17 protein-coding genes and 1 pseudogene are annotated in these 19,044 nt (G+C 71.7%); 10 read left to right on the top strand and 8 right to left on the bottom strand.

Annotated features, from left to right (window positions below):
• Positions 1-43 precede the first annotated feature (43 nt).
• On the top strand, positions 44-616 hold the full coding sequence (gene thpR / locus BIV25_RS13810) for an RNA 2',3'-cyclic phosphodiesterase (protein WP_071372572.1): 573 nt from the start codon (positions 44-46) through the stop codon (positions 614-616).
• A gap of 170 nt (positions 617-786) precedes the next feature.
• Here thpR and BIV25_RS13815 read toward each other — a convergent pair whose 3' ends face one another.
• The 3 genes from BIV25_RS13815 to BIV25_RS13825 form a co-directional block, all read right to left on the bottom strand.
• Entirely contained in the window at positions 787-1,782 is a 996-nt protein-coding gene (locus BIV25_RS13815; RefSeq protein ID WP_071372573.1) for an aldo/keto reductase, read from the bottom strand.
• Between the two features lie 49 nt (positions 1,783-1,831).
• On the bottom strand, positions 1,832-2,416 hold the full coding sequence (locus BIV25_RS13820) for a Uma2 family endonuclease (protein WP_071372574.1): 585 nt from the start codon (positions 2,414-2,416) through the stop codon (positions 1,832-1,834).
• Between the two features lie 88 nt (positions 2,417-2,504).
• Positions 2,505-3,188 carry an SGNH/GDSL hydrolase family protein gene (locus tag BIV25_RS13825; RefSeq protein ID WP_071372575.1) on the bottom strand — a complete coding sequence of 228 codons (684 nt, stop codon included), beginning with the start codon at positions 3,186-3,188 and terminating at the stop codon, positions 2,505-2,507.
• A gap of 88 nt (positions 3,189-3,276) precedes the next feature.
• On the opposite strand from BIV25_RS13825, the gene BIV25_RS13830 reads away from it, so the two are divergent.
• The gene (locus BIV25_RS13830; protein WP_071372576.1) at positions 3,277-4,251 is read left to right on the top strand and encodes a PD40 domain-containing protein; all 975 of its coding nucleotides are present in this window, start codon (positions 3,277-3,279) and stop codon (positions 4,249-4,251) included.
• Between the two features lie 79 nt (positions 4,252-4,330).
• Here the strand turns inward: BIV25_RS13830 and BIV25_RS13835 are convergent.
• The 3 genes and pseudogenes from BIV25_RS13835 to BIV25_RS13845 all read right to left on the bottom strand — a co-directional run.
• Positions 4,331-4,732: pseudogene (locus BIV25_RS13835) on the bottom strand (PPOX class F420-dependent oxidoreductase); the annotation flags it as partial.
• 139 nt (positions 4,733-4,871) lie between these two features.
• Positions 4,872-5,246, bottom strand: coding sequence for a VOC family protein (locus tag BIV25_RS13840; protein WP_071372648.1), 375 nt, complete (start codon positions 5,244-5,246; stop codon positions 4,872-4,874).
• 118 nt (positions 5,247-5,364) lie between these two features.
• Complete coding sequence (locus tag BIV25_RS13845) at positions 5,365-5,853, bottom strand: hypothetical protein (RefSeq protein WP_071372577.1); 489 nt, start codon at positions 5,851-5,853, stop codon at positions 5,365-5,367.
• Positions 5,854-6,403: 550 nt separating this feature from the next.
• Between BIV25_RS13845 and BIV25_RS13850 the strand changes: the two genes are divergently transcribed.
• Complete coding sequence (locus BIV25_RS13850) at positions 6,404-7,084, top strand: hypothetical protein (RefSeq protein ID WP_177235268.1); 681 nt, start codon at positions 6,404-6,406, stop codon at positions 7,082-7,084.
• Here BIV25_RS13850 and serC read toward each other — a convergent pair.
• Positions 6,973-8,091: a phosphoserine transaminase gene (serC, locus tag BIV25_RS13855; protein WP_071372579.1), complete on the bottom strand. Its 1,119-nt coding sequence runs from the start codon at positions 8,089-8,091 to the stop codon at positions 6,973-6,975. The two genes, BIV25_RS13850 and serC, sit on opposite strands and share 112 nt — an antisense overlap.
• Before the next feature lie 157 nt (positions 8,092-8,248).
• Between serC and BIV25_RS13860 the strand changes: the two genes are divergently transcribed.
• The 4 genes from BIV25_RS13860 to BIV25_RS13870 all read left to right on the top strand — a co-directional run bounded on the left by BIV25_RS13860 (position 8,249) and on the right by BIV25_RS13870 (position 14,642).
• Entirely contained in the window at positions 8,249-11,134 is a 2,886-nt protein-coding gene (locus BIV25_RS13860; protein ID WP_071372580.1) for an FAD-binding and (Fe-S)-binding domain-containing protein, read from the top strand.
• Positions 11,135-11,323: 189 nt separating this feature from the next.
• Positions 11,324-11,458: a hypothetical protein gene (locus BIV25_RS52685; protein WP_256255794.1), complete on the top strand. Its 135-nt coding sequence runs from the start codon at positions 11,324-11,326 to the stop codon at positions 11,456-11,458.
• 128 nt (positions 11,459-11,586) lie between these two features.
• Positions 11,587-13,602, top strand: a complete 2,016-nt coding sequence (locus BIV25_RS13865) for an ABC transporter ATP-binding protein (RefSeq protein WP_071372581.1) — start codon at positions 11,587-11,589, stop codon at positions 13,600-13,602.
• 86 nt (positions 13,603-13,688) lie between these two features.
• Entirely contained in the window at positions 13,689-14,642 is a 954-nt protein-coding gene (locus tag BIV25_RS13870; protein WP_071372582.1) for a DMT family transporter, read from the top strand.
• 26 nt (positions 14,643-14,668) lie between these two features.
• Here BIV25_RS13870 and BIV25_RS49215 read toward each other — a convergent pair whose 3' ends face one another.
• The gene (locus BIV25_RS49215; protein WP_071372583.1) at positions 14,669-14,851 is read right to left on the bottom strand and encodes a DUF397 domain-containing protein; all 183 of its coding nucleotides are present in this window, start codon (positions 14,849-14,851) and stop codon (positions 14,669-14,671) included.
• 117 nt (positions 14,852-14,968) lie between these two features.
• On the opposite strand from BIV25_RS49215, the gene BIV25_RS13880 reads away from it, so the two are divergent.
• Genes BIV25_RS13880 through BIV25_RS13890 form a run of 3 tightly spaced genes read left to right on the top strand, consistent with a single transcriptional unit; the run spans position 14,969 to position 19,040 of the window.
• Positions 14,969-15,763: a TIGR03084 family metal-binding protein gene (locus BIV25_RS13880; RefSeq protein WP_071372584.1), complete on the top strand. Its 795-nt coding sequence runs from the start codon at positions 14,969-14,971 to the stop codon at positions 15,761-15,763.
• Entirely contained in the window at positions 15,760-17,436 is a 1,677-nt protein-coding gene (locus tag BIV25_RS13885; protein ID WP_071372585.1) for an acyclic terpene utilization AtuA family protein, read from the top strand. Before BIV25_RS13880 ends, BIV25_RS13885 begins: the two co-directional genes overlap by 4 nt.
• Positions 17,433-19,040 carry an acyl-CoA carboxylase subunit beta gene (locus BIV25_RS13890; protein ID WP_071372586.1) on the top strand — a complete coding sequence of 536 codons (1,608 nt, stop codon included), beginning with the start codon at positions 17,433-17,435 and terminating at the stop codon, positions 19,038-19,040. Before BIV25_RS13885 ends, BIV25_RS13890 begins: the two co-directional genes overlap by 4 nt.
• Positions 19,041-19,044: the final 4 nt, after the last annotated feature.

Here is a 19,044-nt window from a genome sequence, read left to right on the forward strand (position 1 = left end):
CGTGAAGGGCATCCTGCCCTCGGGTGTCTGCGAAGGTGAGGGCATGAGACTCTTCGCGGCGGTGCTCCCGCCGGAGCACGTCGTCCAGGAGCTCGCCGCCGAGGTGGCCGGGTTGAAGCGGCTGCCCGCTCCGCAGGGGCTGCGCTGGACGGGCCGCCCCGGCTGGCACTTCACCCTCGCCTTCTACGGCGAGGTCGCGGACGACGTCGTACCCGACCTGTCCGACCGCCTGTCCCGCGCGGCCCACCGCACCGCCCCCTTCCGGCTGGCCGTCCGCGGCGGCGGCCAGTTCGGCCACGGCCGCGCGCTGTGGGCCGGGGCGTCCGGGGACCTCGCCGAGCTGCGCCTGCTGGCGGAGCGGGCGGAGTCGGCGGCACGCAAGGCGGGGCTGCCGACGGACGAGCACCGCCGCTACAAGGCCCATCTGACCCTGGCCCGCAGCAGGGACGGCTTCGACACCGGGCCGTACGTCGACGCGCTGGCGGAGTTCACCAGCAGTGCCTGGACGGTGGCCGACGTGGCGCTGGTGCGCAGCAATCTGCCGCGGTCCGGGGTGCCGGGGGAGCAGCCGCGGTACGAGGCGGTCGGGCGCTGGGCACTGGGCGGGGCCGGTTAGGCTCGATGCCGTGGACCCGAAAACCCGGAACCGGATCATGGCCGGTGTACTTGTGCTGATGTTCGTGGTGGTGGCCTTGGCTTCGGCGATGAAGTAGCCACATGAAGTAGTCACATGAAGCAGCCAGGGGCGTGGGGGAGTGTCCCCCACGCCCCCACGGTGCTACGGCCCTACCAGGCGAACGCCTCCGGCGACGGACCCGGGCCCGGAAAGACCTCGTTCAGCCCCGCCACCAGCTCCTCGCTCAGCTCCAGCTCGACGGCGCGCAGCGCGGAGCCGAGCTGCTCGGCCGTGCGCGGACCGACGATGGGACCGGTCACCCCCGGCCGGGTCAGCAGCCAGGCCAGAGCCACCTCGCCGGGCTCCAGGCCGTGCTTGTCGACCAGGTCCTCGTACGCCTGGATCCGGGCGCGGGCGGCCGGGTCGGCCAGGGTGTCGGCGGCGCGGCCCGAGGCGCGGCGACCGCCCTGGACCTCCTTCTTGATGACCCCGCCGAGCAGCCCGCCGTGCAGCGGGGACCAGGGGATGACCCCGAGGCCGTACTCCTGCGCGGCCGGGATGACCTCCATCTCGGCGCGCCGCTCGTGGAGGTTGTACAGGCACTGCTCGCTGACCAGCCCGATGGTGCCGCCACGCCGGGCGGCGGTCTCGTTGGCCTGGGCGATCTTGTAACCCGGGAAGTTGGAGGAGCCGACGTAGAGGATCTTGCCCTGCTGGACCAGGGTGTCGATCGCCTGCCAGATCTCGTCGAAGGGGGTGTCCCGGTCGATGTGGTGGAACTGGTACAGATCGATGTGATCGGTCTGGAGCCGCTTCAGGCTGGCGTCCACGGCCCGCCGGATGTTCAGCGCGGAGAGCTTGTCGTGGTTCGGCCAGGCCGGCTGGCCGTCGGCGGCCATGTTCGCGTAGACCTTGGTGGCGAGGACGACCTTGTCGCGCCGCGCGCCGCCCTTGGCGAACCAGTTGCCGATGATGCTCTCGGTGCGGCCCTTGTTCTCGCCCCACCCGTACACGTTGGCCGTGTCGAAGAGGTTGATGCCCGCGTCCAGCGCCGCGTCCATGATCGCGTGGCTGTCGCTCTCGTCCGTCTGCGGCCCGAAGTTCATCGTCCCGAGAACGAGCCGGCCGACCTTGAGTCCCGTGCGTCCTAGCTGCGTGTACTTCATGGTCCCCCAGCCAACGGCTTGAAGTGCGCTCTAGGCAAGCGGGGTTGGGCTAGTCGCGGGGGAAGCCGTCGGTCTTGAGGGTGAGGTCGACGATGGTTTTGGTGAGGTCCAGGTCGCTGCCGAAGTGGACCGTGGTCTCGATCTCGTAGTCGCCTTCCTTGGGCTGGGTGTAGATGTGGCACCGGCGCTGGTAGGGATCGGCGATGACGTAGACGGGGACTTCGGCGGTGGCGTAGGCGGCCCTCTTGGGGCCGTAGTCGTTGTGGGCTGTGCCCTTCGAGATGACCTCCGCGACGAACTCGACGTCGTCGCAGCGCCAGAGGCCCCCAGGGGTCTTCTCAGCGCCCTCGGCCACGAGGGTGACATCGGAGCAGAAACCGTTGAGGTGGCCCGGGTAGTCGACGCGGACATCCGACTTGATGCGCTTGCGCGGGTACCTGGTGCGCAACTGCTCGTAGATGTCGGCGATGATCTCCCAATGAGTGTCCCGCTGCGGTGACATGAAGATGGCCCCCTCGACGATCTCGACCTTGTATCCCTCGGGGGTGATCCGCTCAAGCGACTCGAACAGTTTGTCCAGAGTCAGCTCGCCGCTCTCCTCGGCCATCTCGGTCCTGTCTTCAAGGACGGTCATCGTGGCGCTCCTCCCCGGCTGCCCCACGGACAGATGCAGCCGCGCAGTACAACGATACGCACGGTGACCAGGACTCGCCGGATTCAGGTCAGCTTGTTCCGGCCGCGTACGCCTGTCCGACTCCCCACGCCTCCCGCATCGCCCCCGCGAACGCGCCCGCGATCCGGTGCTCCCCGCTCGCGTTGGGATGCGTGCCGTCGTAGGTGTCGGCGTGGATGTCGTACGCCTCGGGCGGCGAGGCCAGCAGCAGCGGGGAGCGGGGCTCGTCCAGGTCGGCGACCGTCTTGGCGAGCAGGGTGTTGAAGAGGTCCACCTGGGCCGCGAACGGCTCGTCCGCCGCGGCCCGGATGTTCGGGATCACCGGGAGGACGACCATGCGTATGCGCGGGGCGGCCTCCCGCGCGCCGGCGACGAACGCCCGTACGTTCTCCGCCGTCTGCTCCGCGTTCGTGTAGAAGCCCAGGTCGATCAGGCCGAGGGAGACCAGCAGCACGTCCGGGCGGTGGACGCGCACCGTCTCGCCGATCAGCGGGGCCATGTGCAGCCAGCCCTCGCCCCAGCCCGCCAGGTGGCGGCGCGGGAAGCCGGGCTCGGCGTAGGCGTACGACGTCGGCGCGTCGGACGACTTGTCGTACAGCTCCTCGCGCGGGCCGACGAACGTGAACGGGCCGTCGTACGCCTCACACAGGTGCCGCCACAACCGGTAGCGCCAGGTGTGCTCGCCCGCGCTCCCGATCGTCATGGAGTCACCTACGGGCATGAATCTGAGCATCCGCTCATGATGGACGATCACACACACCGGTGGGGTGTGAGGCCCACCACGTCGGGGTCCGTCCGGGCGGGGATGGCAGGCTGGGGGGATGCGCCGATCGTTCGCCGTCCTCGCCCCAGTGCTGCTCGTGGGTGTCTGCGCGCTGCCCGTCTCCGCCGCCGAAAGCGGCGCCGGCGACCAGGGGTTCACCCTCAGGGACCCACGGATCGCCGAGTCCAGCGGTCTCGCCGCCTCCCGGCAGCACCCCGGCATCTACTGGACGCACAACGACAGCGGCGACGGCCCGTACCTCTACGCCGTGGACGGCCGGACCGGGAAGACGGTCGCCCGGATCACCCTGCGCGGCATCGGCTCCCCGCGCGACGTCGAGGCCGTCTCCATCGGCCCGGACGACCAGATCTACGCCGGCGACATCGGCGACAACCTCGACGGCTCGTGGCCGTACGTGTGGATCTACAAGCTGCCCGAGCCGAAGGTACTCAAGGACCAGACGGTCACCGCCACGCAGTACGTCGTGAAGTACGCGAACGGACCCCGCAACGCCGAGTCGCTGGTCGTGCACCCGAAGACCGGGCGCGTCTACATCATCGACAAGAAGGAGGACGGCGGGCACCTCTACGAGGGCCCGGCCACCCTCTCCACCTCCGGCGCGAACGTCTTCCGGCCCGTCGCCGCCGTCGACCTGTGGGCCACGGACGCCGCCTTCTCGCCGGACGGCCGGCAGCTCGCCGTGCGCGGCTACTTCGGCGGGATCCACTACGACTGGAACGGCGGCCGCATCAAGCGTGAGGGCCAGCTCGACATGCCCATACAGAGGCAGGGAGAGGGCATCACCTACTCCGCCGACGGGACCAAGCTGCTCTACAGCTCCGAGGGCGCGGGCAGCCAGGTCGAGGCGGCGGACGCCCCCGGCCGGGCCGTCGGCGCCAAGTCGTCGTCCGGCGGCGCGAGTTCGGCGGCCGGTCCGGGCGGCGGCAGCGGCAACTACAAGACCGGTGCCGCGATCGTCGCCGCCGTGGTGGCCGCCCTCCTCGGGCTGCGGTGGCTGCGGCGCAGGGGCTGAACGGTCACTGGCCGCCGGGCCCCGCCCACTTCCCCGGCGGTGTCTCCGGAGCCGTCCCCGGGGGTGACTGCGGAGGCGCCTCCTGCACCGGCCGCACCTCGTAGTGCAGCGTCGGCGCCCGCATCACCTTGTGCGAGAGCGGCACCAACACCCCCTGCACGATCGGGTACTTGTGCCGCAGCAGCCGTGCCGCGTGCCGGTCCTCCGCGCTGCCGTGCTCCAGCAGCCGGGCCCGCGCGTGGATCTCCGGTCCGGTGGGTGCCCCGCGCACGGTGGCGGGGGCCAGCTCCACCTCGGGGTTGCCGCGCAGCCGCTTGACCTTCCAGGTGGTGCCCGGGGTGCGGAAATAGGCGTGGTCCCCCTCGACGGCGATGTTCACCGGGGTGCCGACGCCGGTGCCGTCCCGCCTGTGGGTCGTGAGCAGGGCGGCGTACTGCTTGACGAACGGGGCGAGCGCGGGGCTCGTACGCACACTGGCCATGTCTCCATGGAGGCACCGGACGCCCGGATTCTCAAGTGCGGAGCGGGTGGGAGCGCTCCCGCAGGGTCGTGGCTCCCCTTCCTGTCCGACCGGACTGACAGGAACCGGACTGACAGGAAGGGGGCGGCAGGAGATCGCCTCAGTGGAGGCAGAGGCAGAACGGATGGCCGGCCGGGTCCGCGTAGATCCGCCAGTTGGCCTCCGAGTGGAGCTGGTCCGTCCGCTCCAGCACCGTGGCGCCGAGGGAGAGCGCCCGCTTCTCCTCGCCGTCGAGGTCGTCCACGTCGAAATCCAGGTGGAGCTGCTGCGGGCGCTCCTGGCCGGGCCATTCGGGCGCTCGGTAGCCGTCCACCCGCTGGCAGGCCAGCGGCGTCCCCTCGAACCCGTGCACCTCGACCCAGCCGGGATCGTTCGGGTGCGCGACCACCCGCCCGCCGAGCAGCTCCGCGTAGAACTCGGCGAGCCGCATCGGATCGGCGCAGTCCAGCGCGACCGCCTGCAACTTTCGAATCACTTCCGACACCCCTCGCTCTTCAGCCACTTCCGCGACGCCCCCGTACGGGAGGTGTCGTACCCGCCGCGGCGGCGGGCATGCGCGGCGGTCCCCCGGCTCGTGCTCCGTCCGCGCTCCGTCATGCGCTGAGCGGACACGGCAGGTCGCCGCGCTCGCGATGCGGGGAACAGGTGACGATGGCCAGGGAAAGGTACGAGGGGCGTTCGAGGCAGAAGCCGAGCGACACGTCACCGCCCGAGGCCGGCCGCTCCCGGGCGGAGCCGACGAGGGCGGTGAGGTGTCCGGCGTCCCGCTGGGCCGCGGCGGCGAACCGGGGCGCGTACTCGGCCGGTCGCCGCCCGGGCCAGACCGCCGCCTCCTGTGTGTCGTCCCAGCTGCCGCGCACCAGGGAACGCGGCTTGACCAGCCAGTACGCCGTCTCGATCGGCGGCGGATCCGATGCCGGGAACTCCGCTGCCACGTCCCGGTAGCGCTTGAGCAGGCGCTCTGCCGGTACGTCGCCGCCGGAGACCGGAGCCGGTGGGGGATCGGGGTGCGGGGGCCGCCGTAGGGCCTCGTTGCCGAAGCGTTCTTTGGGGCCGGTCCAGAGGTGGCGGTGGTGGTGCACGAGTCGTTCCCGGTTGTTCGAGCTGCTCCGGAGACGCCGGCCGGGCCGGAACGGATGGGGCCCGGCCCGGCCGACGTGAGGACGGGGATTCGAGGATCAGACGGTCAGCCCGAACCGCGCCGGGTCGATGCCGGCCACGAGGGAGTGCGCGCATGAGCGGGTACGACCGGCGACGGGACACGACATGCAATGCGCTCTCCTGGCTCCCCAACTACCGCCAAATCATGGCGTGTTGGGCCTCAGGATGCGTGTCGCGCCCGTCGCTGACTTCCAACGGTCAGGATCTTGCCACGCCCCACTGACAATCACGCCCGTGGAAGTCGTCGTACTCCGGGCGGGAGTTCCGTACGACCTGCGCCCACCTCCGAGATCAGGCCGTTGGAGCGACGGGTGGACAGCCTCTTCCGGTCCACACCGCCGGCGACGAGGGCGGCTTTCTGCTCGCGGTCGAGTCACAGGGCAGACCGGACCCGGACGAACACGACAGCTGGACCTACTACTTGGCGTACGGCCCATCAGGGTGGGCAGCGGTTTTCACACCAGCATGCAGGTGTTCCCGCTCGTGCTGGGGCCGAAGACCGTGCCCGTGATCACCGATCCGGAGGAAGCGGTGAGGGATATTCCCGCCACGGTGTTCTCCGCGCTCGTCCACGCCAAGGATCCGGGTCTGCTTGCGATACTGGATGAGGTGGCACCGGTGGTGGGGCCCGACCAGGACTGGGCGGAAATGGAACTGGGTCTGGGCGAGAGCCCGGCCCTTGACCACTGGAGGGAACTGATGAGCGCGTACGCCCCGAACTTTCCCGGCAGCGGCACCGTGATGGAGGAGGCGTGGCGCAAGGTCCACGCGGACGGTGAGGCGAAGGGCGAGGCGAAGGGCGAGGCCAGGGCCGTCCTTCGGGTGCTTGCTGCGCGCGGTGTCGAGGTCTCCGACTCCGCCCGGGAGCGGGTCATGGCCTGCGCTGACCTGGAGGTACTGGAGAGCGCTCGACCGCTGCGCGATCGTGACGAGCGCCGAGGAGTTGTTCGCCGGGCAGTAGGACGGCCGGACTCCGTACGGCGAAAGGGCGCCCGGAGACTTCTCGCCGGGCGCCCTTCAGCGTGCTGCCTGTCGAGAGGTCAGAGCTTCTCGATCACGAAGTCGATGCACTTCGTCAGGGCCTCGACGTCCGCCGGGTCGATCGCCGGGAACATGGCGACGCGGAGCTGGTTGCGGCCGAGCTTGCGGTAGGGATCGGTGTCGACGATGCCGTTGGCGCGCAGGACCTTGGCGACGGCGGCGGCGTCGATCTCGTCGGCGAAGTCGATCGTGCCGATGACCTGCGAGCGCTTGGCCGGGTCGGTGACGAACGGGGTGGCGTACTTGGACTCTTCCGCCCAGGTGTAGAGGCGGGTGGAGGAGTCCTTCGTGCGGCCCGTGGAGAAGGCGAGGCCGCCCTGGCCGTTGAGCCACTCCAGCTGCTCGTTGAGCAGGAAGAGCGTGGCGAGGGCCGGGGTGTTGTACGTCTGGTTCTTGCGGGAGTTGTCGATCGCCGTGGGGAGGGAGAAGAACTCCGGGACGTGACGGCCGCTCGCGTGAATGCGCTCCGCGCGCTCGATCGCGGACGGGGAGAAGACACCGATCCACAGGCCGCCGTCGGAGGCGAAGGACTTCTGCGGGGCGAAGTAGTAGACGTCGGTCTCGGACACGTCGACCGGGAGGCCGCCGGCGCCGGAGGTGGCGTCCACGAGGACGAGCGCGCCCTCGTCGGCGCCGGCCACGCGCTTGATCGGCATGGCGACGCCGGTGGACGTCTCGTTGTGCGTGAAGGCGTAGACGTCGACGCCCGCCTCGGCCTGCGGCTCGGGGTGGGTGCCGGGCTCGGTGGCGATGACGGTGGGCTCGGCCAGCCAGGGAGCGAGCTTGGCGGCCTTGGCGAACTTGGAGGAGAACTCGCCGAAGTTGAGGTGCTGCGACTTGTTCTCGATCAGGCCGTGGGTGGCGATGTCCCAGAAGGCGGTCGAGCCGCCGTTGCCGAGAACCACCTCGTAGCCGTCGGGCAGGGAGAACAGCTCGGAGATGCCTTCGCGGACCTTGCCGACCAGGTTCTTGACGGGCGCCTGGCGGTGGGAGGTGCCCAGCAGGGACGAACCGGTCGCGGCGAGGGCGTCCAGCGCCTCGGTGCGCACCTTGGAGGGGCCCGCGCCGAATCGTCCGTCGGCGGGCTTGATGTCAGCGGGAATCTGGATGTCGGCCACGAGTCGGAGGGTATCCGGTGGGCGAAACCGGGCGGAACCGTGTCCGTCCGATGAGACAAGATCGTCCGTCGCTGGGACTCGTGAATTAGTACGACGATATGGGCGAGGCTGTGGAAAACTTTCGGTGACTGAGCGTGATCGGATGCATCCTGGACGCATGACAGATCTCGCCGAGGCGCTGCGCAGGGCCGTCCGGGGAGAGGTGGGCTTCGACGTCACCTCCCGGGCGCTGGTCACGATGGACGCGTCCAACTACCGACGGGTCCCGCTCGGCGTCGTCGCCCCGAGAGACGCCGACGACGTGGCCGCCGCGCTGGCGGTGTGCCGGGCGCGCGGGGTGCCGGTGGTGGCGCGCGGCGGGGGCACGTCGATCGCCGGGCAGGCGACGGGCACGGGCGTGGTGCTGGACTTCACGCGGCACATGAACGGCCTGGTGTCGATCGACCCCGAGGCCCGCACGGCCGTCGTCCAGCCCGGCCTCGTCCTCGACCGGCTCCAGGAGGCCGCCGCCCCGCACGGCCTGCGCTTCGGCCCGGACCCGTCCACGCACAGCAGGTGCACGCTCGGCGGAATGATCGGCAACAACTCGTGCGGCTCCCACTCGGTCGCCTGGGGGACCACCGCGGACAGCGTGCGCGAGCTGTCCGTCGTCACCGCGCGCGGGCAGCGGCTGCGGCTGGGGCGGGACTGGGCCGGAGCGCCGGACGGGCTGCGGGAGCTGGCGGCGGGCGAGCTGTCCCGGCTGCGCACCGGCTTCCCCGAACTGCCGCGCCGCATCTCGGGGTACGCGTTGGACGCGCTGCTGCCCGAGCAGGGCGCCGACGTGGCCCGCTCCTTCTGCGGCTCCGAGGGCACGCTCGGCATCCTGACCGAGGCGGTCGTACGGCTGGTGCGGGCGCCGCGCGCGCGTGCGCTCGCCGTGCTGGGATACGGCGACGAGAGCGCGGCGGCCGAGGCCGCGGCCGGACTCCTCCCGCTCGGCCCGCTGACGGTGGAGGGCATGGCGGCCGACCTGGTCCGTTCGGCGGCCGGGCTGCCGAAGGGCGGGGCCTGGCTGTTCGTGGAGACCGGCGGCGAGTCGGCGGGCGAGGCCCGCGCGCGTGCGGAGGAGATCGTCCGCGCGGCCGACGTGGTCGACGCCCTGGTGGTGACGGACGCCGGCGCCCAGCGGGCCCTGTGGCGCATCCGCGAGGACGCGAGCGGCACGGCGACCCGCCTGCCCGACGGCTCCGAGGCCTGGCCCGGCTGGGAGGACTGCGCGGTGCCGCCCGCCCGGCTCGGCGCCTACCTGCGCGACTTCCGCGCGCTGCTGTTTGCGCACGGACTGCGCGGCACGCCGTACGGCCACTTCGGCGACGGCTGCATCCACGTCCGCATCGACTTCGACCTGCTCACCGAGGCCGGAGTCGGGCGCTTCCGCCGCTTCTCCGAGGAGCTGGCCGACCTGGTCGTGGAGCACGGCGGCTCGCTGTCCGGGGAGCACGGCGACGGACAGGCCCGCGCGGAGCTGCTGCCGCGCATGTACGGCGCCGGGACGATCCGGCTCTTCGAGCGGGCCAAGGCGCTCTGGGACCCCGACGACCTGCTCAACCCCGGCATGCTGGTCCGCCCCGCCCCGCTGGACACCAACCTCCGCTTCTCGGCGCTGCCGGGTCGGCCCGTCGACGTGGAGTTCGGCTATCCGGCCGACGGCGGTGACTTCCGCGCGGCCGTCCGCCGCTGCGTGGGCGTGGCCAAGTGCCGTACGGCCACGGCGTCCGGCCCGGCCGTGATGTGCCCGTCCTTCCGGGCGACGGGCGAGGAGGAGCACTCCACGCGCGGCCGGGCCCGGCTGCTGCACGAGATGCTGGCGGGCGAACTGGTCACCGACGGCTGGCGGTCCACGGAGGTCCGCGACGCCCTCGACCTGTGCCTGTCCTGCAAGGGCTGCCGCTCGGACTGCCCGGTCGGCGTCGACATGGCCACCTACAAGGCCGAGTTCCTGCACCACCACTACGCCGGCCGGCGCCGCCCCGCGGCTCACCACAGCATGGGCCGGCTGCCCGAGTGGCTGCGCTGGGCGGCCCGCACGCGCACGGCCCCGCTGCTCAACGCGCTGGCCTCGCTGCGGCCGTTCGCCGCCGTCGGCAAACGCCTGGGCGGGATCGCGGCCGAGCGGGACATCCCCCGGCTGGCGACACGGACGTTCACCGGCTGGTGGCGCACGCGGCGGGCGGCCCCCGCGCCCGAGCCCGCGGGCAAGCTGGTCGTGCTGTGGCCGGACACCTTCACCGAGCACCTGTCCCCGTCCGTGGGCCGGGCCGCCGTCCGGGTGCTGGAGGCCGCCGGGCTGCGGGTGACCCTGCCGCCGGCCCTGCTGCCGCGCGCGGCAGCGCTCGGCACGGGGCGCAGCAGATCGGCCGCCGCACTCCTCACCGCCCGCCGGGCCCGGGTCTGCTGCGGCCTGACGTACGTCTCCACCGGCCAACTCGACCGCGCCCGGGTGGTGTTGCGCCGCACGCTGGACCTGATGGAGCCGGTGCTGCGAGCGCGCGTCCCGGTCGTCGTCCTGGAGCCGAGCTGCGCGGCGGCCCTGCGCACCGACCTGCCCGAGCTGCTGCCCGGCGACCCGCGGGCGGCCGAGCTGTCCGCGGCCGTCCTCACCTTCGCCGAGGCCCTGGAGCGGCACGCCCCGCACTGGACGCCGCCGGCCGTCGACCGCCCGGTCGCCGGCCAGACCCACTGCCACCAGCACGCGGTCCTCGGCGACCGCCCCGACCGCCGGCTGCGCGAAGCCGCGGGCCTCACCGGCGAACTGAGCGGCGGCTGCTGCGGCCTCGCGGGCAACTTCGGCTTCGAGAAGGGCCACTTCGAGGTGTCGAAGGCCTGCGCGGAGGACCAGCTCCTGCCCTCGCTGCGCGCCGCGCCCGAGGAGGCGCTCGTCCTGGCCGACGGCTTCTCCTGCCGCACCCAGCTGGCGCAACTGGCCGGGGTGCGCGGCAGACACCTGGCGGAGGTGCTGGCGCAGGCGCTGGATGCGGCGGAGCCGAGGGCCGGTTCATAAGGGAGTACTCAGGTTCATAAGAGAACTCTCAGGTTCGAGTGGTTCTCTCAGGAACCACCAAGGTTTTCACAGCGCCCCTTTGCCAACTTTGCCGTTCAGGGTCTGCGGTGGCGTGTAGGTTCTTCGATGTCGGGAGCCGGACGCGGAATTCTCGAAAAGACAAGAACTGCGAAAAACTAGGAGTAGGAAATGGGCTTCAACAAGCTTGTCCCGCTGCCCCCCAAGCCCAAGAAGCAGCTCCCCCCGCCGCCGCACCCGAAGCCGAAGCCGCGGAAGCACCAGCCGAAGCCGCTGCCCAAGCCCCTCCCCGGCCAGGGCCAGTAACCCCGAGCTGATCCGAAAGGGGTCGATGGTGCACCGTCGGCCCCCTTTCTCTGTTCATTCCGGAATCTCCGGAGTCATGGAAACAATTCCGGAAGCAAATTCGGGAAGATGATCCGGAAGGGGGTCGGATGATCGACGACGGTGAAGAATTCGAGGGCGGCGAGTACGGGACGCCCACGATTCCCGCCCGAGTGGCATTCCGTCGTTTCTGGCCGCTGACCCGGGGCCTCAGGAAATGGCTGCTCGTCGTCTGGGTGTGCACGGTGATCGCCGCGCTCGCCGAGACCGAGGCCGTCCTGCTGTTCGGCGACCTCACCGACCACGCCCTGCGGAAGGGGTCACTGGCCGCGTTCTGGGCGCCGGCCCTGAAGTGGCTGGGCGTCGCCGTCGTCGGCGCGTTCGTCGCGTACGCCGGCAACTCCCTGGCCGCCTGGGCGACCGAACGCTTCGTGATGCGGTTGCGCGAGCACGTCTTCGACCATGTCCAGCAACTGCCCCCGCACTTCTTCCAGCGCCACCGCCAGGGAGATCTGCTCTCCCGGCTGACCAGCGACGTCGAGGCGATCGAGACGCTGGTCGTGTCCGGCCTGGTCGGTGCCGCCTCGGCCGCCTTCTCCGCCCTCTTCTACGCCGCCGCCGCGTTCTGGCTGCGCTGGGACCTGGCCGCCGCCACCTTCGTGCTCGCGCCCCTGTTCTGGCTCGCCGCGCGCCGCTTCTCCGGTTCCATCAAGGACGTCTCGCGCGCGGGCCGGGTCGCCGACGGCGCGATCACCTCCGTGGTCGAGGAGTCCCTCGGCAACATCGTGCTCACCCAGGCCTACGACCGCCGCGACGCCGAACGCCGTCGGCTGAGCGAGGAGGCGAACGCCTGGTTCCGCGCCTCGGTCCGCTCCACCCGCCTGGGCGAGGCCTACGAACAGCTCGTCCAGGTCATCGAGACGGTCTGTGTGCTCGCGGTGATCGGCATCGGCGCCTGGGAGATCTCCACCGGCCGCATGACCCTCGGCCAACTCCTCGCCTTCGCCGCCTTCCTCGGCTACCTCTACCCGCCCGTGCGCGGCCTCGCCCAGCTCGGCCTCACGATCACCGCCGCCACGGCGGGCGCTGAGCGCCTCATCGAGATCCTCGACGTCCGCCCCTCGGTCACCGACCCCCCACGCGGCACGCAGACCGGCCGCCCGGACGGGACGGTCGAGGTCCGGCGGGCCACCTTCGCCTACCCCGGCGCCGAGAAGACCACCCTCGAAGACCTCTCCTTCACGGTCAGCCCCGGCGAGCTGGTGATCGTCACCGGCCCGAGCGGCGCAGGGAAGTCCACGGTCTCCAAGCTCCTGCTCCGCTTCTACGACCCCGACGCGGGCGAGGTCCTGCTGGACGGCGTACCGCTGCGTGACTTCCCGCTGGCCCGCCTGCGCGAGTACGTCACCCTGCTCCCGCAGGAGACCCTCGTCCTGCACGACACGGTCCGCGCCAACATCGCCTGCGGCCGGCCCGGCGCCAGCGAGCAGGCCATCGAGGGGGCGGCGAAGGCAGCCGACGCCCACGAGTTCATCGTCCGCCTTCCCGACGGCTACGACACCAGGGTCGACCCCAACTCGGCCCGCCTGTCCGGCGGCCAGCTCCAGCGCCTGGCCATCGCCCGCGCGATCCTGCGCGACGCCCCGGTCCTGGTCCTGGACGAGCCGACGACGGGCCTGGACGCGATGGCCGCCCGCCGCGTCGTGAAGCCTCTTCGCCGGCTGATGGCGGGCCGCACGACGATCATGATCACTCACGACCTCAACCTGGCCCCCGACGCCGACCGCGTCCTCGTGGTGGACCGCGGCCGCGTCGTCGAGACCGGCCGCCACGACGAACTCCTGGCCAGGGGCGGCGCGTACGCCCGGCTGCACCGCTCGCAGAACAACGCGGTCATGGACACGGGCGAACTGCGCATGCCGCTGTGGGAGGAGGCTTCGGCGCAGCCGCAGTCGCAGGCGTACGACCACGCCGCCTACGTTCCCGCACAGACATGGACAGCGCCCCGGCCGGCCTACGAGCCCTGCGGCACCGTGCCCTCGTACCTCCCCGACGGCCGCCCGCTGTTCCGGGACGTGGAGAGAGCGAACGGGGTGCCGGATCCCACGATCCGGGACAGCTACTAAAGGGGTTCACGCTCCTGTCGAAGTCTATTACCCTGAACTTGTTAGTACATCGCGATAGACGTACTCGATCAAGTCCAGGACAGCCCGTGACCGCCGCCCCCAGCACCCACACCTCCAACGCCGCCACGTCGGCCGCCACCCCGTCCGGTCCACCGCGCCGCTTCGGTGCGCCCGGCTCACTCGGCCCGGTCGGGCTGGTGCTGGCCGGTGGCATCTCGGTCCAGTTCGGCGGTGCGCTCGCCGTGACCCTGATGCCCCGCGCCGGCGCGCCGGGCGTCGTCACCCTCCGGCTCCTCGCGGCGGCGATCGTCCTCCTCGTGGTCTGCCGCCCCCGGCTGCGCGGCCACTCGCGCGCCGACTGGGGCACGGTGATCGCGTTCGGTATCGCCATGGCCGCGATGAACGGGCTCTTCTACGAGGCGGTCGCCCGCATCCCGCTGGGCCCGGCGGTCACCCTCGAAGTACTCGGCCCGCTCGCCCTGTCCGTCCTGGCCTCCCGCCGCGCGATCAACGCGGTGTGGGCGGGCCTGGCCCTGCTCGGTGTGTTCCTGCTGGGCGGCGGAGGCTTCAGCGCTCTGGACCCCACCGGTGTCGGATTCGCCCTGGGCGCAGGCGCCATGTGGGCGATCTACATACTCTTCAGCGCCCGCACGGGCCGCCGCTTCCCCCAGGCGGACGGCCTGGCCCTGGCCATGGCGGTGGCGGCACTCCTCTTCCTCCCCCTGGGTATCACCGCGGCGGGCACCCGCCTGCTGAACCCCACCACCGTCGCCCTCGGCTCGGCCGTGGCCCTGCTCTCCTCGGTCCTCCCCTACACCCTCGAACTCCTGGCCCTGCGCCGCCTGCCCGCCTCCACCTTCGCCATCCTGATGAGCCTGGAACCGGCCATCGCGGCCACGGCGGGCTTCCTCGTCCTGGGCCAGTCCCTGTCCTGGTCGGAGGCGGCCGCCATCACCCTGGTCATCGCCGCGAGCATCGGCGCGGTCCGCACCCAGGTGGGCCGCGGCGAGGCCCGGGTGGAGCCGGCACCGGAGGCGTGACGTCCCCCGGGGGTCGTTCGGTCGCTTCAGCCCTTGACCGACTGCGTGAAGGCCGACCAGGCGCGCGTGGGGAAGAGGGGGACGGGGCCGACTTCGACGCACTGGCCTCCGGTGTCACCGCTGTAGGACGACCTACGCCATATCGCGCCCGACAGCTTTGAGCCCGTCTCCATCGGCGATGCGCTGGGGTCGAGTTTGCGGATGTTCACGTCACCACCTCCCGTCACCGAGGGCAGCGACTTGGGCGCGTAAGGGAGCCGGCCTGTGGAAAACTGATTCATGCAAGCGTGCTTGATTGTTTCTGCCCTCACTGCCATGCTCCCCCCATGGCCGACCCGACGCCCGTCATCGATGACCTGCGTGCCGAGAGTGATGAACTGGATCAACTGGTAGGCGAGTTGGGGCCGGAGCAATGGGCACTGCCCACCCCCGCCCCCGGCTGGACCGTTGCCCACCAGGTAGCCCACCTGCACTGGACCGACCGCTCGGCGCTGCTTGCCGTGACCGACGCGGACGCCTTCCGCGCGCTGGTCGAGAAGGCCCTTGCCGCCCCCGACTCCTTCGTGGACGAGGGCGCGGACGAGGGCGCCCGGCTCGCGCCCGCCGAGCTGCTGTCGGCCTGGCGCGAGGGGCGCACCGCCCTCGACCAGGCCCTGCGCGGCGCCCCGCCCGGCGCCCGTTTCCCCTGGTACGGCCCGCCGATGTCGGCCGCCTCCATGGCCACCGCCCGCCTGATGGAGACCTGGGCCCACGGCCTGGACATCGCTGACGCCCTGGGTGTGGTGCGCCCACCCACCGAGCGGCTCAGGCATGTGGCCCGACTCGGGGTGCGGACACGCGACTTCGCCTACACCGTCCACCAGCTGACCCCTCCCGCCGAAGAGTTCCGCGTCGAACTCACCGCGCCGACGGGGGAGACGTGGGCATACGGCCCCGAGAATCCCCCCCAGCGCGTCACCGGCCCCGCCCTCGACTTCTGCCTCCTGGTCACCCAGCGAGCCCACCGCGCCGACCTCGGCCTGACCGCCGTGGGCCCGGACGCCGACCGCTGGCTGGACATCGCCCAGGCCTTCGCGGGGCCGCCCGGCGCCGGTCGGCCGTCGAAGGAGGGAGAGCGGTGAACCCCCTGCGCATCGGCAACTTCTCCGGCTTCTACGGCGACCGCGCGAGTGCCCTGCGCGAAATGCTCACCGGCGGCGAACTCGACGTCCTCACCGGCGACTACCTCGCCGAACTCACCATGCTGATCCTCGCCCGTGACCGGCTGAAGGACCCCGACGCCGGATTCGCCCGCACCTTCCCGCGCCAGCTGGAGAACTGCCTCGGGCTCGCCCACGAGCGCGGGGTGAAGATCGTCACCAACGCCGGAGGGCTCAATCCGGCCGGACTGGCCAGACTGATAAGGGAGTTGGCGGACCGGACCGGCATCCCGGTCACCGTCGCGCACGTCGAGGGCGACGACCTCACCGCCGCGTACCCCGGCACCCTCGCCGCCCACGCCTACCTCGGCGGCTTGGGTATCGCCGAGTGTCTGCGGGCCGGTGCGGACATCGTCGTCACCGGGCGCGTGACCGACGCGGCCCTGGTCACCGGACCCGCCGCCGCGCACTTCGGCTGGCGGCCCGAGGAGCACGACCGGCTCGCGGGCGCCGTCGTCGCCGGGCATGTGCTGGAGTGCGGGACGCAGGCGACCGGCGGGAACTACTCCTTCTTCCAGGAGGGCGACGTCCGCCGTCCCGGGTTCCCGCTCGCCGAGATCCACGCCGACGGCACCAGCGTGATCACCAAGCACCCCGGCACCGGCGGCCTGGTCGACGTCGGCACCGTCACCGCACAGCTGCTGTACGAGACCGGCGGCGGGCGGTACGCCGGGCCCGACGTCACCGCCCGGCTGGACACCGTACGGCTGAGCCAGGACGGGGCGGACCGGGTGCGGATCGAAGGGGTGCGGGGCGAAGCACCGCCGCCGGACCTGAAAGTCGGGCTCAACCGGCTCGGGGGCTTCCGCAACGAGGTCGTCTTCGTCCTCACCGGGCTCGACATCGAGGCCAAGGCCGCGCTGGTGCGGGAGCAGCTCGGCGACGCGCTCGCCAAGTCCCCGCCCGCCGACGTCCGTTGGGAGCTGGTGCGGACCGACCGGGGCGACGCGGACACCGAGGAGACCGCCAGCGCCCTGCTGCGGCTCGTCGTACGGGACGCGGACGAACGGGTCGTCGGGCGGGCGCTGGGCGGGGCCGCCGTGGAGCTGGCGCTGGCCAGCTACCCCGGGTTCCATGTGCTCTCGCCACCGGAAAAGGCCTCGCCCTATGGGGTTTTCGAGGATGCGTACGTCCCCCATGGCGCCGTCGACCATATGGCCGTCCTCCACGACGGGCGTCGTGTCCCTGTGGCGCCGCCCCGGGAGACCCGGCCCCTGGACGGCGCACCCGAGCCGGATCTCCCCGAGCCCCTGCCGCCCGGGCCGACCCGTCGCGCCCCCCTCGGGCTGGTCGTCGGCGCCCGCAGCGGGGACAAGGGCGGGAACGCCAACGTGGGGGTGTGGGCCCGCAGCGACGAGGCCTGGCGGTGGCTCGCGCACGAGCTGACCGTCGAGAGGTTCCGGCAACTGATCCCCGAGAGCCGGGACCTGCCCGTCACCCGGCATCCGCTGGCGAACCTCCGTGCGGTCAACTTCGTCGTCGAGGGCATCCTCGGCGCGGGCGTCGCCGCCCGGCACCGCTTCGACCCGCAGGCCAAGGCCCTCGGCGAATGGCTGCGCTCCCGCCACCTGGACATCCCGGAGGCCCTGTTGTGACCACCCTGACCTCGGCCCTCGACCCGGCCGGCCCCGACCACCGCGCGCACCGCGAGGCCATGCTCGCCAAGCTCGCCGAACTCGACGCCGAGCACGCCAAGGCGCTCGCGGGCGGCGGCGAGAAGTACGTCCAGCGGCATCGGAAGCGGGGCAAGCTGCTCGTCCGGGAGCGCATCGAGCTGCTGCTCGACCCGGACACGCCGTTCCTGGAGCTGTCGCCGCTCGCCGCCTGGGGCAGCGCCTCCCCCGAGTACACCGTCGGCGCCTCGCTCGTGACCGGGATCGGAGTGGTCGAGGGCGTGGAGTGCCTGATCACGGCCAACGACCCGACCGTGCGCGGCGGCGCGAGCAACCCGTGGAGCCTGAAGAAGGCCCTGCGCGCCAATGACATCGCGCTGGCCAACCGGCTGCCCTGTATCAGCCTGGTGGAGTCGGGCGGCGCGGACCTGCCGTCGCAGAAGGAGATCTTCATCCCGGGCGGCGCCATCTTCCGCGACCTCACGCGTCTGTCCGCCGCCGGCATCCCGACCGTCGCCGTCGTCTTCGGCAACTCGACGGCCGGCGGTGCGTACATCCCCGGCATGTCCGATCACGTGATCATGGTCAAGGAGCGGGCGAAGGTCTTCCTCGGCGGGCCGCCGCTGGTGAAGATGGCCACCGGCGAGGAGAGCGACGACGAGTCCCTGGGCGGCGCGGAGATGCACGCGCGCGTGTCGGGCCTCGCCGACTACTTCGCCGTCGACGAGCCGGACGCGCTGCGGCAGGCGCGGCGGGTGGTCGCCCGCCTCAACCACCGCAAGGCGTACCCGGATCCGGCGCCCGCCGAGCCGCCCAAGTACGACCAGGAAGAACTGCTGGGCATCGTCCCCGGCGATCTGAGGATCCCCTTCGACCCGCGCGAGGTCATCGCCCGGATCGTGGACGCCTCCGACTTCGACGAGTTCAAGCCGCTGTACGGGACCAGTCTGGTCACCGGCTGGGCCGCCCTGCACGGATATCCGGTCGGCATCCTCGCCAACGCCCAGGGGGTCCTGTTCAGCGCGGAGTCGCAGAAGGCCGCCCAGTTCATCCAGCTCGCCAACCAGCGCGACATCCCGCTGCTCTTCCTGCACAACACCACCGGCTACATGGTCGGCAAGGAGTACGAACAGGGCGGGATCATCAAACACGGCTCGATGATGATCAACGCGGTCAGCAACAGCAGGGTTCCGCACCTGTCCCTGCTCATGGGGGCGTCGTACGGCGCCGGGCACTACGGCATGTGCGGGCGCGCCTACGACCCCCGGTTCCTGTTCGCCTGGCCGAGCGCCAAGTCCGCCGTGATGGGGCCGCAGCAGCTCGCGGGCGTGCTGTCGATCGTCGCCCGCCAGTCGGCGGCGGCCAGGGGAGCGCCGTACGACGAGGACGCGGACGCGGCGCTGCGCGCGATGGTGGAGCAGCAGATCGAGTCCGAGTCGCTGCCGATGTTCCTGTCCGGGCGGCTGTACGACGACGGCGTCATCGACCCGCGCGACACTCGCACCGTCCTCGGCCTGTGCCTGTCCGCGATCCACACCGCGCCCTACGAGGGCGCGCGTGGCGGCTTCGGCGTCTTCCGGATGTGAGGGA

Source organism: Streptomyces sp. MUSC 14, from assembly GCF_001866675.1.
GTDB lineage: Bacteria > Actinomycetota > Actinomycetes > Streptomycetales > Streptomycetaceae > Streptomyces.

Bases quoted from the DNA above. Each gene is read 5' to 3' on its own strand.
- thpR (WP_071372572.1), top strand. From the start codon at position 44: ATGAGACTCTTCGCGGCGGTGCTCCCGCCGGAGCACGTCGTCCAGGAG.
- BIV25_RS13815 (WP_071372573.1), bottom strand. From the start codon at position 1,782: ATGAAGTACACGCAGCTAGGACGCACGGGACTCAAGGTCGGCCGGCTC.
- BIV25_RS13820 (WP_071372574.1), bottom strand. From the start codon at position 2,416: ATGACCGTCCTTGAAGACAGGACCGAGATGGCCGAGGAGAGCGGCGAG.
- BIV25_RS13825 (WP_071372575.1), bottom strand. From the start codon at position 3,188: ATGCTCAGATTCATGCCCGTAGGTGACTCCATGACGATCGGGAGCGCG.
- BIV25_RS13830 (WP_071372576.1), top strand. From the start codon at position 3,277: ATGCGCCGATCGTTCGCCGTCCTCGCCCCAGTGCTGCTCGTGGGTGTC.
- BIV25_RS13860 (WP_071372580.1), top strand. From the start codon at position 8,249: ATGACAGATCTCGCCGAGGCGCTGCGCAGGGCCGTCCGGGGAGAGGTG.
- BIV25_RS52685 (WP_256255794.1), top strand. From the start codon at position 11,324: ATGGGCTTCAACAAGCTTGTCCCGCTGCCCCCCAAGCCCAAGAAGCAG.
- BIV25_RS13865 (WP_071372581.1), top strand. From the start codon at position 11,587: ATGATCGACGACGGTGAAGAATTCGAGGGCGGCGAGTACGGGACGCCC.
- BIV25_RS13880 (WP_071372584.1), top strand. From the start codon at position 14,969: ATGGCCGACCCGACGCCCGTCATCGATGACCTGCGTGCCGAGAGTGAT.